Source organism: Pseudomonas sp. Wu6 (assembly GCF_019891515.1).
GTDB classification, from domain to species: domain Bacteria; phylum Pseudomonadota; class Gammaproteobacteria; order Pseudomonadales; family Pseudomonadaceae; genus Aquipseudomonas; species Aquipseudomonas orientalis_A.
The window spans coordinates 121,378-134,186 of the sequence record NZ_JAFLXH010000011.1; the positions used below are offsets into that span (position 1 = coordinate 121,378).

General features: G+C 65.5%; 8 protein-coding genes. All 8 read left to right on the forward strand.

Going from position 1 to position 12,809, the window contains the following annotated elements; all coding sequences use genetic code 11:
• Positions 1 to 6 precede the first annotated feature (6 nt).
• Genes J1G34_RS10425 through J1G34_RS10460 form a run of 8 tightly spaced genes read left to right on the forward strand, consistent with a single transcriptional unit; the run spans position 7 to position 12,743 of the window.
• Complete coding sequence (locus J1G34_RS10425) at positions 7 to 1,296, forward strand: DotU family type VI secretion system protein (protein ID WP_065935471.1); 1,290 nt, start codon at positions 7 to 9, stop codon at positions 1,294 to 1,296.
• Positions 1,293 to 4,793: a type VI secretion system membrane subunit TssM gene (gene tssM, locus J1G34_RS10430; RefSeq protein WP_222993977.1), complete on the forward strand. Its 3,501-nt coding sequence runs from the start codon at positions 1,293 to 1,295 to the stop codon at positions 4,791 to 4,793. The genes J1G34_RS10425 and tssM overlap by 4 nt, the downstream gene beginning before the upstream one ends.
• Positions 4,790 to 5,443 (forward strand): type VI secretion system-associated protein TagF, encoded by a 654-nt coding sequence (tagF, locus tag J1G34_RS10435; protein ID WP_104505152.1) that lies wholly within the window; start codon positions 4,790 to 4,792, stop codon positions 5,441 to 5,443. Before tssM ends, tagF begins: the two co-directional genes overlap by 4 nt.
• A complete protein-coding gene (locus J1G34_RS10440; RefSeq protein WP_065893985.1) occupies positions 5,444 to 6,163 on the forward strand; it encodes a PP2C family protein-serine/threonine phosphatase in 720 nt (239 codons plus the stop codon).
• Entirely contained in the window at positions 6,160 to 9,150 is a 2,991-nt protein-coding gene (locus tag J1G34_RS10445) for a serine/threonine-protein kinase (RefSeq protein ID WP_222993979.1), read from the forward strand. The genes J1G34_RS10440 and J1G34_RS10445 overlap by 4 nt, the downstream gene beginning before the upstream one ends.
• The gene (locus J1G34_RS10450; RefSeq protein ID WP_130138178.1) at positions 9,150 to 9,854 is read left to right on the forward strand and encodes an ABC transporter ATP-binding protein; all 705 of its coding nucleotides are present in this window, start codon (positions 9,150 to 9,152) and stop codon (positions 9,852 to 9,854) included. Before J1G34_RS10445 ends, J1G34_RS10450 begins: the two co-directional genes overlap by 1 nt.
• Positions 9,854 to 11,038 (forward strand): ABC transporter permease family protein, encoded by a 1,185-nt coding sequence (locus J1G34_RS10455; RefSeq protein ID WP_122561127.1) that lies wholly within the window; start codon positions 9,854 to 9,856, stop codon positions 11,036 to 11,038. The genes J1G34_RS10450 and J1G34_RS10455 overlap by 1 nt, the downstream gene beginning before the upstream one ends.
• Entirely contained in the window at positions 11,031 to 12,743 is a 1,713-nt protein-coding gene (locus J1G34_RS10460; RefSeq protein ID WP_065898079.1) for a formylglycine-generating enzyme family protein, read from the forward strand. The genes J1G34_RS10455 and J1G34_RS10460 overlap by 8 nt, the downstream gene beginning before the upstream one ends.
• Positions 12,744 to 12,809: the final 66 nt, after the last annotated feature.

Sequence of the window (12,809 nt, forward strand, 5' to 3'; positions counted from 1 at the left end):
TCCGCGATGCATCCCAATGATGATGACCGCACTCAGTTTATGCCGCGCCCGGGCGGCCGAGCACCCGAACCTGCGCGCGCGGAACCTGCACCGTTGTCGATGCCGGCCGCGCCGATGCTCACCGGCAAAAGCCAGGGCCTCAACCCGCTGGAAAGTGCCGCCGGCCCCTTGCTGGCCTTGCTGACGCGGTTGCGCAACACCATCGCGCACCCGGCGCCGGCCAGTTTGCGCGCGCAATTGCTGGCCTATCTGCGCCAGTTCGAAGAGCGCGCCGAAGCCGCCGGCGTGGCGCGCAACGAGGTGCTGCTGGCCCGTTACGCGCTGTGCACCGCCCTGGACGAAGCCGTGCTGAGTACGCCCTGGGGCAGTACCAGCGATTGGGGTAAACAGAGCTTGCTGATCACCGTGCACAACGAAGCCTGGGGCGGTGAAAAGGTCTTTCAACTGCTCGACCATTGCCTGCAAAGCCCACGGGAACGCCTGTACCTGCTGGAGCTGCTGTACTTGTGCATGTGCCTGGGGTTTGAGGGCCGCTACCGCGTGATGAACGACGGGCGCAGTCAATTGGAAGCCCTGCGCGAGCGCACTGCCGCCGCGATTCGCAGTGCCCGTGGCGAACACGAGCGTGAGCTGTCGCCGCACTGGCGCGGCGTGACCGTGGCGCGGGATCGCCTGGCGCAATTCATGCCGCCGTGGATCGCCGTGGCGATCGGCCTGGCGCTGTTGCTGGTGCTGCTGTTTGGCCTGCGCATGAAGCTGGCCTCGGATGCGGAGCCGGTGTTCAAGAATATCCATGCCCTGGGCGAGATTCCGGTGCAGGCCATCGACCGTCCGGTGGCGCAACCGAAAGTGATCGAGCGGCCGCGCCTGGCCGGCTTTCTGGCTGAAGACATCAAGGCCGGCCGCGTGGCCGTGGAAGACAAGGTCGACCGCTCTGTGGTGACGATTCGCGGTGATGAACTGTTTGCGTCCGCCAGTTCCAGCATTGTCGATGACTACCAGCCGCTGATGCTGCGCATCGCCGACGCCATTCGCAAGGTCAAGGGTCAGGTGCGTGTCACCGGTCACAGCGACAACCGTCCGATTGCGACGTTGCGCTTCCCGTCGAATTGGGCGCTGTCCGAAGCGCGGGCCAAGTCGGTGCTGGAGATCCTGGCGGCCAAGACCGGCCAAGGTGACCGCTTCAGCGCCGAAGGCCGCAGCGACACCGAGCCGTTGGCGACCAACAGTACTGCCGAAGGCCGTGCCCGCAATCGTCGGGTTGAAATCACCGTATTGGCGGAGGGCGTCGAGTGAAGGCGTTTTTCAGTTTCATGATTCGCTGGGTGATCCCTGTGCTGGGGTTGATCGCCCTGGGCCTGATCATCTGGTTTGTCGGGCCGTTGCTCGACGTATTGGTGCCCGAGGGACGCCGCTGGGCGCTGATCATCCTGGTGTTCGCGCTGTGGATTGCCTACCGCGTGTTGCGCATCATCCAGGCCCGCCGCCAGGCCGCCGAAGTGATGCGCAGCCTGGCCGCCGAAACCCCGGCCGACCCCAACAGCTTGGCCACCGCCGAAGAGCTCTCGACCCTGCGCCAGCGCATGGACGAAGCCCTGACGCTGCTCAAGAAAGCCAAGCTCGGCGGCGACGAACGCCGCAATCTGTATGAGCTGCCGTGGTACGTGATCATCGGCCCGCCGGGTTCGGGCAAGACCACCGCACTGGTCAATTCCGGGCTGCACTTCCCGCTGGCAGCGCAATTGGGCGCCGGTGCGGTGCGCGGCGTCGGCGGCACGCGCAACTGCGACTGGTGGTTTACCGACCAGGCCGTGCTGCTCGACACCGCCGGGCGCTACACCACCCAGGACAGCAACTCCACAGTGGATAAAGCCGCGTGGCTGGGCTTTCTCGACCTGCTGAAAAAACAGCGCTCGCGTCGACCCATCGACGGCGCCTTCATCGCCATCAGCCTGTCGGACCTGCTGCTGGGCACAGACGCCGAGCGCGCCGCCCATGCCGCTGCGATTCGCCTGCGCATCCAGGAGCTGTACACCCAACTGGGCGTGCGTTTCCCGATCTACCTGATGCTGACCAAGCTCGACCTGGTGCCGGGTTTCATGGAGTTCTTCGACAACCTGAGCAAGGAAGAGCGCGCCCAGGTGTGGGGCATGACCTTTGCCCTGGACGACGGCAAGCACAGCGACAGCCCGCTGGTGCACCTGCAAAGCGAATTCGCCGGTCTGGAACAGCGCCTCAACGAACGCCTGGTTGAACGCCTGCAACAGGAACGCGACCCAGCGCGACGCGACCTGATCTACGGTTTCCCGCAGCAATTCGGCGCCTTGAAGGACTGTCTGCAGAGTTTCCTCGAGGGCGTATTCAAACCCAATGCCTTTGAAGAGCGCGTGCTGCTGCGCGGCGTGTACTTCACCAGCGGTACCCAGGAAGGCAGCCCGATTGACCGCCTGATCGGCACCATGGCCCAGAGCATGAACCTGGACCGCCAGCACCTGGCGCGCCAGAGCGGCACCGGGCGCAGTTACTTCATCGAAAAACTGTTCACCGCCGTGGCCTTTGCCGAACGTGGCCTGGTCGGGGTGAACCCGAAAGTCGAACGTCGCCGCAAGTGGCTCGCCCGGGGTGTTCTCGCGGCCACGGTGGCCTTGGTGGTGGTGGTCAGCAGCCTGTGGTGGGTGAGTTATCGCGCCAACCAGGCGTATATCGCCCAGGTCGATCAGAAGGTCGCACCCCTGGGCCAGACCGTGCAGAACCTGAGCCCGGCGCAGCGTGATGTAGTGGCCGTGCTGCCCTTGCTCAACGCGGTCAAGCACCTGGCCGGGGATTCGCCAAGCTGGTCAGAGGGGCTGGGGCTGTACCAGGGCGACATGCTCGAAGCCGAATCTGCAAGCGTCTATCGTAAGTTGCTGATCGCGGTCTTCGCCCCGCGCCTGGTCACGCGCATCGAAGAGCAACTGCACGGCGGCGGCAACTCGGACTTCCTCTACGAAGGCCTCAAGGCCTACCTGATGCTGGCCGACAATGAGCATTACGACCCGGACTTCATCAAGGCCTGGATCGCCCTCGACTGGGACCGCAACCTGCCACGCGACCTGCCGGCCGATCAGCGCCAGGCCTTGACCGGGCACTTGCAGGCACTGTTTGACCGTCACCCACCGAATGCGCGTCTTGACCCACGCCTGATCGACGACCTGCGCCGCCAACTGCAACAACTGCCGGTGGCCCAGCGTGTCTACGACCGGGTCAAGCGCCAGAAACTGCCTGAAGGTGTACCGGACTTTCGCCTCAACGAAGCGGCCGGCCGTGATGCCGCACTGGTGTTCAGTCGCAAGAGCGGCAAGCCGTTGGGCGAGCCGTTGAGCGGTTTTTTCACCGCCAAGGGCTATCGCCAGGCGTTCTTGCTGAGCAGCCTGAACCAGACCGGCACCCTGGCTGAAGAGCAATGGGTACTGGGCCAGGCACAGGCCGACCAGCAGAACGTGGTCAGCCTGGCCGCCGATGTGCGCCGCCTGTATTTCCAGGACTATCAGCGCCAGTGGGACGCGTTGCTCGCCGACATCGACTTTGTGCCGATCACCAGCGTGGCCCAGGCTGCCGATGTGCTGCGAGTGATTTCCGGCCCCACCTCGCCGTTGAAGAAACTGTTGGTGGCAGTGGCAAAGGAAACTGACCTGCAGGCCGAAGAACGCCAGTTGGCCGCCAAGGGCGTGCCGGTGGAGGGCGGCGTCGACAAGCTCAAGGAGCGTCTGGGCAGCCTGCTGGGCCAGGAGCAGCCGAGCGCCAGCGCGCCCGCAGCGGCGGATGATCCGGTCACCGCGCACTTTGCCGAACTCAACAGTATCGTCAGTAAAAACGAAGGCGAGCCGGCGGCTATCGACGGACTGCTGGCGGATATGAATGCGCTGTATGTGCAGGTCAGTGCAATGGTCGGTGCCAGCGGCGATGCGTTGCTTGGCGAAGCGAAGAACCAGGCGGCGGCTGCGGCCACGCGGGTCAGTCTGAATGCCGAGCGCCAACCGCCGCTGGTGCAGGGCATGGTCAAGTCGGTGGTCAATTCCACCACCAACAGCATGATGGGCGGGGTGCGTAACCAGCTGAACGCGGCCTGGGCCAGCGAAGTGGTCAACGTGTATCGCCAGTCCCTGGCCGGGCGCTATCCGATGTCGCCCGGCAGTGCGCGGGACGCGACCCTGGATGACTTCGGCCAGTTCTTCGGCGTCGGCGGGGTGATGGATAACTACTTCCGCAAGTACCTGCAGCCCTATGTGGATACCTCGGCGCAGACCTGGCGCTGGCAGCCGGGCGCGGCGCAGAAGCTCGGTATCGCGCCGGGCGTGCTGCAGACCTTCCAGCGCGCGGCGGCTATTCGTGATGCGTTCTTCAGGTCCGGGGGCACGCAACCTGTGGTGCGTTTCGAACTCAAGCCGGTGTCGATGGACCCGACCATCACCCAGTTCCTGCTGGACCTCGACGGCCAGCAACTGAGCTACGACCACGGCCCGAGCCGCCCGGTGGCGATGCAATGGCCGAACCCCGGCAGCATTGGCGTGGTGCGTATTTCCATCATGCCGCCGTCGGCCAGCGGGCGTTCCGGTGTGACGCTGGACGGCCCGTGGGCCTGGTTCCGCCTGCTGGAGCAATCGGACCTCACCCCCGGCAACTCGCCGGACCGTTTCAACCTGCGCCTGCGGGTCGACGGCGCGAGCATCGCCTACGAGTTGCGCGCCAACAGCGCCTTCAACCCGTTCAAGAGCCGCGTGCTCAGCGGCTTCAGCCTGCCGGAGCGGCTATGACGACGCTGGGTTTCTACGGCAAGTTGGCCAGTCGCGGTGACTTTGTCAGCCGCGCCTTGCCCCAGAGTTTTATCGGGCCCTGGGACAGCTGGCTGGCGGCGGGGCTGCTCGCCAGCCAGAACAGCCTGGGCGGTGACTGGCTCAACGCTTACCTGGTCAGCCCGCTGTGGCGTTTTGTGCTGGCGCCCGGGGTGTGCGGACCGGATGCGGCGGCGGGTGTGGTGATGCCGAGTATCGACCGGGTCGGGCGGTATTTCCCGCTGGCCGTGGTGGTGTTGCTCGACCACGACACCAACCCCGCGTCTCTGGTCGGCGGGCCGGATGCCTGGTTTGAGCAGGCCGAAGAGCTGTTGCTCAGCACCCTGGACAGTGGCGCTACCTTCGAAAGCTTCAATACCGGCCTCGACGCCCTGGGCGTTCCGGCGAGTGAGCCGCGTGCGGTCGACAGCCGTTTCGCCGGCCTGCAGCGCGTGGCCGCCACCGAGCCCCACGGGCGCATGACCGCGCTGGCCGAACAAGCCTGCGAAGGCGCCAGCCTGTGGTGGGGACGCGGTTCGCAGCGTATTTCTCCCGGTTTATTACGGTGTCAGGGCTTGCCTGCCGCCAGCGATTTTGCGCAGTTTCTGCTCGGACAAGAAGGTGTGGTGTAGATGGGGGCGACTTACAAATCCGCGAGCAAAAGCCATGTGGGCATGGTCCGCCAGGTCAACGAAGATGCGTGCCTGGAGCTGCCGGAGAACCGCCTGTGGGTGGTCGCTGATGGCATGGGCGGGCACGCGGCGGGGGATTACGTCAGCAGCCTGATCGTCGACAGCCTGCGCGCCGTCCCGGTGGGGCGCTCCCTCGACGAATACGCGGCCGCCTTGCGCAACGACCTGATCCGCATCAATGCGGCGGTACGTGAAGAAACCGCCAACCGTGGCGTGACCATGATGGGCAGCACCGTAGTGGTGCTGGCCGCGCGCGGCTTGCGCGGGGTGTGCCTGTGGGCCGGCGACAGTCGCCTGTATCGCCTGCGCGACGGTGAGCTGGAAAGCCTCTCGCGCGACCACAGCTACGTGCAGGACCTGCAAGACAGCGGCCTGCTCAGCGAAGCCGATGCCCGCGTGCACCCACGGGCCAATATCGTCACCCGCGCAGTGGGCGTGGAAGCGCAACTGGACGTGGCGTCGGTGGAGCTGTTGATCGCCCCCGGCGACAGCTACCTGCTGTGCAGCGACGGCCTGACCAAGACCGTCGAGGATCATGAGATTGGCGAAGTGCTCGGCCACGACGCACCGGATGAAATCGTGCGCAGCCTGGTGCACCTGGGGCTCAATCGCGGCGCGCCGGACAACATCACCACGATCGTTGTGAAGGTCTCCTCATGAAGATCGAGATCCCGGGCTACGTTATCGAAGGCGAGATCGGCGAAGGCGCCATGGCCAACGTCTACCTGGCGACCCAGCGCTCGCTGGAACGCAAGGTGGCGTTGAAGGTGATGGCGGCGGCCCTGGCGGCCGATCCGACGTTCTGCGAACGCTTCCTGCGCGAGGGCAAGACCCTGGCGCGCCTGTCGCACCCGCACACGGTGACCATCCATGACATCGGCAATGTCGGCGAGCTGTATTACATGGCCATGGAGTACCTGCCCAACGGTACGCTCAAAGAACGCATTGCCGCCGGGCTGACTCCGGAGCAGGGCGTAACGCTGATCCGCCAGATTGCCTCGGCGCTCGGTTATGCCCATGACCAGGGGCTGGTGCACCGCGATGTGAAACCGGCGAACATCCTGTTCCGCGCCGATGGCACGGCGGTGTTGTCGGACTTCGGTATCGCCAAGTCCCTGGACGACCGCACCCAGTTCACCCAGGCCGGCTTCGCCGTGGGCACGCCGAGCTACATGAGCCCGGAACAGGCACGCGGCCAGGAGATCGATGGTCGCGCCGACCTGTATGCGCTGGGCGTGGTGCTGTACGAGATTCTGGTCGGCGAGTTGCCCTACCGCGGAACCGATGCGCTTTCGACGGCGCTCGCGCACCTGACTGAGCCGTTGCCGGAATTGCCGGTGCACCACGGCCGTTACCAGGAGGTGCTGCGCAAGTTGTTGGCCAAGGACCCGGCGGAGCGTTATCCGGATGCCGACGCATTAGTGCTGGCCCTGGACAACCTGCCGGCGGACTCGTCGGAGGCCACCTTGGTACGGCCGCTGCCGATCCCGCTGAGTTTTGACTTGGCGGGCATCACGCCTGTCACCGTCGACATACCCACCGACAAACCGCAGCCGCAGCCGATAGTGCGCCAACCGGTCGTGACGCCAACGCAGCACAACGCCCCGTCCGAACAGCGCCGTGGGCCGGTGTTGGCATTGGCCGCCGTGGCGGTTGCGGTGGCACTGGCCATCGGTGGTGCCAGCTATTGGTGGTTGAGCGGCGCCGACGAGCCGGTCAAGCCGCCCGCTGCCGTGGTGCCTGAAAAGGCGCCTGCAGCGGTGCCGCCAGCGGCGGTCGCGGTGGCTGATGGCGGCCAGCGTCCGTTATTGATGGCCGGCAAGAAAACCCTGTTCCAGCGCGTGCTCAGCAAGCCCGGCGCCAAGCTCTCAGCGGACGCGGGCAGCGCGCCGGGCAAGGCGCTGCCGGCGTTTTCCGTGCTCTACGTCTACCAACGCAAAGACATCGACGGCAGCCCGTGGGTACGTGTCGGCGCCGCCACCGACGGGCGCAGCGACGGTTGGCTGCCGGCCGCCCAGGTCAGCGACTGGAAGCAAAGCCTGGTATTGAAATTCACCGAACGCTCGGGGCGCGCGCCGGTGATGTTCCTGCGCCAGTCCGGCGAGGTGGAAAAACTGCTGGCCGATCCGGCTGCGGCGAAAAGCGCGTTGGCCAGGGCGCAGAACAACCGCGAGGACAACCAGCAAGTCCTGGCCCTGGAACCCACCGCCAGCGCGGTGCCGCAAAACCAGTTCTACCTGTTGCCGATCTTTGATTCCAAAGAGAGCTTCGACGAAAACGGCCAGCCGGTGCAGTTGCTCAACGTGGCGTCCATCGACCCTGGCAGCAGCGCAGTCGCCAAGCCGTCGGCGCCCGCAATCAATGCCCATGCCGACGCCTTCCGTACCGCCGTGGTGCTGGTGGTCGACACCACCGTGTCGATGCAGCCCTATATCGATCAAGTGCGCGATGTGGTCCACGAGCTGCAAACGCGCATCGCCGAGCGCGGCGAGTTGGACAGCGTCAGCTTCGGCCTGGTGGGCTTTCGCAACAGCATCAAGAAAACCCCCGGCCTGGAATACGTGGCCAAAACCCTGATCACCCTCGACCAGGGCCGCGATCCGCAGCGTTTCCTCGACCTGGCGCGGCAGGTCAAGGCCTCGACGGTGTCCAGCCACTCGTTCAACGAAGACGCGTTTGCCGGGGTGATGCAGGCGGTGGACGGCATGGACTGGTCCGGCTACGGCGGGCGCATCATCCTGCTGGTCTCCGATGCCGGCGCGCTGCGCAAGAACGACCCGTTCGCGGCCACCCAGATGAACGAAGCCGAAGTACGTCAGGCGGCGCTGGGCAAGCAGATCAAGATCTACGCGCTGCATCTGCGCACCGATGCCGGCAAGAAAACCCATGCCGGCGCCGAAAGCCAGTATCGCGTCCTCACCGCCGACGCCAACCCGCAGATCGGCGACCTGTACACCCCGGTGCCGGGTGGCGATGTGCGCAAGCTGGGCGAGCGCGTCGATGAGATCGGCACGGTGTTTGCCAACCTTGTGCATCAGGTGCGCAGCAACACGCCGCAGCCGGTGCCGTTACTCAGTGCCGCGCCGAGCCTGGCGGACAAATCCGCAGCCGTCGGTTATGCCATGCACATGGACTTCCTCGGCCGCAAGACCGCCAGCCAGGCGCCGCAACTGGTCAGCGCCTGGACCACCGACCGCGACCTGACCAACCCGGCGCTGCCGGCGTTCCAGGTGTGCGTGATGCTGACCAAGCTGCAACTCAACGACCTGCAACAGTCGCTGAAGTTGATCGTCGATGCGGCGCGCAAGACCCAAAGCTCGCCCAAGGACTTCTTCCAGGAAATCGCCAGCGCCTCGGCCTACATGAGCCGTGACCCGCAAGCCCTGCGCAAGGGCGGCAACCTGGCCGACGGCGGCCTGTTGGGCGAGTACCTGGAGGGGCTGCCGTACCGCAGCAAGTCGCTGAACATGACCCAGGACCTGTGGTTGTCGTTGAGTGTGGCCGAGCAGGAGGATTTCATCGACGAGTTGGATTCGAAAATCCGTCTCTACGAGACCTTCCACAATGACCTGGCCAACTGGGTACGGTTCGGCGATGCCGAGCCGGGCGATGCGTTGTACCGCGTGCCGTTGTCGACGCTGCCGTGATGCTGAGCCTGAACGCGGTGCACAAGAGCCGGGGCGTCGGCAGCCAGCGCTACAGCCTGATAATTCCGGCGCTGCACCTGCGCGCGGGTGAGCAACTGGCGATTGTCGGGCCCAGCGGCTGCGGCAAGAGCACCTTGCTCGATATGCTCGCACTGGTGCTGGCGCCGGACCGGATCGGGCAGTTCGAACTCAACCGGATCGACATCGATGGGCTGTGGCGCGCCGACCGGCAGACCGATCTCGCCCAGTTGCGCAGCCGGCATTTGGGCTATGTGCTGCAAACCGGCGGGCTGCTGGAGTTTCTCGATGTACGCGGCAATATTGCCTTGCCCCGGCAGTTGCTGGGTTTGAAGGACGACGGCAGCGTGGTGCGCCTGGCCGAGCAATTGCAAATCAGCGATCAACTGCACAAGCGTCCGGCGGCGCTGTCGGTGGGCCAGCGCCAACGCGTGAGCTGCGCCCGCGCCCTGGCCCATGCACCGCAACTGGTGTTGGCCGACGAGCCGACGGCGTCCCTCGACCCGCTCAATGCCGAGCGCGTGATGCAAGCCCTGCTGGCCCAGGCCCGTGAACACCGCGCCGCCTGTGTGATCGCCACCCATGATGAACCCCTGGCCCGCGCCAGTGGCTTGCAGGTGCGCCGCATCGGTTGCCGTCGCGATGCCGACGGCGGTGTCACCGCGACGCTCGGGGAGGCCTGCTGATGCGCATCGGCCTGGTGGCGTCCCTTGCCTGGCAGGACTACCGCAACGATGCGTGGCTGTCGGCCTGCTCGGTGCTGGCGCTGGTGGCAGTCATCGCGCCGTTGCTGGTGTTATTTGGCCTGAAATTTGGACTGGTTGGCAGTTTGACCCAACGCCTGGAGACCGACCCCGCGACCCGTGAAATTATTCCGTTGGGCGGCGGTCGATTCAGCAGCGCTTTCGTCGAGCAGCTTGGCCGGCGTAGCGATGTGGCGTTTGCCATACCGCGTACGCGGCAGATTGCGGCGACCGCGCAAGTGGGTGCCCTGGTTTTGGAAATGCTGCCGACCGCGCCGGGTGACCCGCTGCTGGCCGGCTTGCCGATCCCTGAGGGCCTGGACCAGATCGTGCTCAGTCATACCGCCGCCGAGAAGCTCGCGGCGCGGCCCGGCGACTGGCTGGAGACGCGCTTTGCGCGGCAGCTGGCGGGGCGCGTCGAGGCCCAGCGGACGCGGGTGCAGGTGCGCGCGGTATTGCCGTTGGAGGCCTTTGCCCGTGACGGGCTGTTTGCGGACCTGGTGTTGCTGGAGGCGGTGGAAGATTATCGCGATGGCCGCGCCGTGCCGGCGCTGGGGTGGGCGGGTGACACCGTGGCGGTGGGCGAGCAGCGTGTGTACCCGGCGTTTCGCTTGTATGCGCGCGGACTCACCGACGTGGAACCGCTGCGCCTGTATTTCGCCGGGCAGAATCTGCTGGTGTCGACCCAGGCGCAGACCATCGCCCAGGTGCAGTCGTTGAGTCGTAACCTGTCGGTGGTCTTCTGGATCATCTGCGGGTTGGCCTTGGCCGGTGCGTTTGCGGCGACCTTCGCCGGCGCGTTGGCGGCGGTGGCGCGCAAGCGTCGGGAGTTGTCAGTGTTGCGCCTGCTGGGGTTTTCCACCGCCGCGTTGTTGCTGTTCGTGGTGCTGCAGGCGCTGTACAGCGCGAGTGTTGCCGCCGTGCTCAGTGCCGGGTTGTATGGCCTGGCCGAGGCGGGTTTGAACCGATTATTCGTGCAGGTGCCGGGCGAATACGCCAGTCATCTGTTGGCGCGTCACTACGGCCTGGGCCTGGCTGCCGCGCTCGGCGTCAGCGCCGTGGCGGCGGCGTGTGGGGGTTGGCGAGTGGCGCGTATCCAGGCTTCTGAAGGAATCAGAGATGTTTAAGTTACTGGGCGCCTGTGTGGCGCTGAGCCTGGCCTCGCTGGCCTGGGCCGATGAGGCAAGCGACAAGCTCGACAACCCCAAACCGTTGCCGGACGACGTGAGCCTGCCGCTGCCGTGCGAAGGCCAGATGGTGTTCCGCTACGCCTATGTATTGGCCCAGGGCACCCTGGACGACCGCGAGGTCAGCCTCGGCTATCCCTTTGCCGAAGGCGAGGCGGGCTACCAGCAGTCGTTTATCTCCGGTTACCGGCGCGACTTCATCAACGGCCAGTTCACCCTCAAGGATCTGCCGAAAGACTGGAACAAGGTCATCGCACCGCTGATGCCGAAGACCGACGCCAAAACCCCGCTCAAGCCGATGCTCTACTTCATCGGCAAGTACGAAGTGACGGCCCGCCAGTACGCCCAGGTAATGTCCCAGGCGCAGTCCCTGGCCAGCGGCGAGCCGGCTCCGGCCTGCGATGCGCCTGAGGGCATGGCCGGGCGTCTGCCCAAAGTGAAATTATCGCGTTTCGAGGCCGAGCGTTTCTCGGCGGTGTACAGCGCCTGGCTGATGAAATACCACCGCGAGTTGCTGCCGGTGAGCGGCCGTGGCGCCTCGGCCGACGATGGCGGCCTGGGCTTTGTGCGCCTGCCCACCGAAGTGGAGTGGGAGTACGCCGCACGCGGTGGCCAGGCGGTGAGTCGCCAGGATTTGGAAGGGCGCCTGTTTCCACGCCGCGTCGAGGGCAGCGAAAGCGACGGGCCACTGGGCGATTACGCCGTGTTCAACCAGGTCGCCGGTGGCACCGGGCAGGCCGCGCGGTTGATGCCCATCGGCACTAAATTGCCCAACCCGATCGGTATGTTCGACGTGATCGGCAACGCTGCGGAAATGGTCCAGGAATCCTTCCAGCTGGTGCACGCCGGGCGCCGCCAGGGCACCTATGGCGGCTTCGTGGTCAAGGGCGGCAATTACCTGGAGGGCGAAGGCACGTTGTTCACCGGCATGCGCCGCGAATACCCGCTGTTTGCCGCCGACGGCACCGAGCAAAGCAACGAGACCACCGGGTTTCGCGTGGCGATTGGCGCGCTGTCGGCGCCGCGTTCGCGCTACAAGGAACTGTTCGCCCAGTGGCAGAAAGAAGGTCGCCTCGCCTCGCTGACCGACGCCATCGACGACGCCCAGGACCCGACCAAGCGCCTGGACAGCATCATTGCCGCCAGCGTCGATCCCAAGCTGCAAGCCGAACTGGGACTGGTCAACGAAGAACTCAAGCGCAACGTGTCGCTGATCGCTCAGCAGCGCGAAGAGGCGGCGGGCAACCTGATCCAGTCCGCTGCCTTGGTGGCCGAGACCATCAGCAACTACAACATCCGCCTGGCCAACCTGCAGAAAAGTCGCCAGCAGGCTGTGGATAACAAGGACACGGCCAGCGCGCAGTTATTTGACATGGCCATTACCAATGGGCGCAGCGCGCTGGATGGCGCAGTGGCGATTTATATCGACAACCTGGCCACCGGCACGCGCTACACCGATGCGGTGATCCAGGCCCAGTTTCAACGGATCAAGGAAGAGTTGGATCGCAAACCGGTGCTCGGCAAGAGCCTGGTGACGCGCGCAACACTGTTCGTTCGCCATGTCGGCAACTACCGCAAGCAACAGCGGGCCGACCCGGCAACGATCTTGAAGGAATTGCTCGCAGCAAGCGGTCAGCGGTCTTGATCGTTGGCTGTCCGGCGAGCTTGGAAGGGACTCAGACGGCGGTGGGCCGTGCTGGGCAAGTCAAAC

Bases quoted from the DNA above. Each gene is read 5' to 3' on its own strand.
- J1G34_RS10460 (WP_065898079.1), top strand. From the start codon at position 11,031: ATGTTTAAGTTACTGGGCGCCTGTGTGGCGCTGAGCCTGGCCTCGCTG.
- J1G34_RS10450 (WP_130138178.1), top strand. From the start codon at position 9,150: ATGCTGAGCCTGAACGCGGTGCACAAGAGCCGGGGCGTCGGCAGCCAG.
- J1G34_RS10445 (WP_222993979.1), top strand. From the start codon at position 6,160: ATGAAGATCGAGATCCCGGGCTACGTTATCGAAGGCGAGATCGGCGAA.
- J1G34_RS10455 (WP_122561127.1), top strand. From the start codon at position 9,854: ATGCGCATCGGCCTGGTGGCGTCCCTTGCCTGGCAGGACTACCGCAAC.
- tagF (WP_104505152.1), top strand. From the start codon at position 4,790: ATGACGACGCTGGGTTTCTACGGCAAGTTGGCCAGTCGCGGTGACTTT.
- J1G34_RS10425 (WP_065935471.1), top strand. From the start codon at position 7: ATGCATCCCAATGATGATGACCGCACTCAGTTTATGCCGCGCCCGGGC.
- J1G34_RS10440 (WP_065893985.1), top strand. From the start codon at position 5,444: ATGGGGGCGACTTACAAATCCGCGAGCAAAAGCCATGTGGGCATGGTC.